The sequence below is a fragment of the Pseudomonas gebzensis genome (genome assembly GCF_034427815.1).
Classification (GTDB): domain Bacteria; phylum Pseudomonadota; class Gammaproteobacteria; order Pseudomonadales; family Pseudomonadaceae; genus Aquipseudomonas.
This window is the reverse complement of record NZ_JAXQNS010000060.1, coordinates 1-300: the sequence shown is the minus strand read 5'-3', so window position 1 is coordinate 300 and position 300 is coordinate 1. Positions and strand designations below refer to the sequence as shown.

Below are 300 nucleotides of genomic sequence, written 5' to 3'. Positions count from 1 at the left end.
CCAACGACGTGTACGTCGGTCACGCAGCTGTGAATAACAGCATCGCCACTGTTACGGGCGGCAACTATGAAAGCCTGGTGGCTAACCAGACTCCAGTAACTACTGCGGTGACTGATACGGTCGATACTTCGACCGTGACTCTGACCGCCACTCCATCGGTGGCCGAAGGCGGCTCGATCATCTACACCGCCTCCGTTAACGCTCCGGTTACTAATACCCCGGTTACCGTTAAGCTCGCCAACGGCGAGACCATTACCATCGCAGTAGGCCAGAGCTCCGGCACCGTCAGCACTCCGGTTA

Annotated in this window: 1 protein-coding gene; it reads left to right on the top strand. The window is 57.7% G+C overall.

Annotation, left to right across the window (positions count from 1 at the left end; translation table 11 throughout):
• Positions 1-29: 29 nt before the first annotated feature.
• Positions 30-300 (top strand): immunoglobulin-like domain-containing protein (locus tag SJI00_RS22460; protein ID WP_322463874.1); only part of this gene is annotated, 271 nt, incomplete at its 3' end.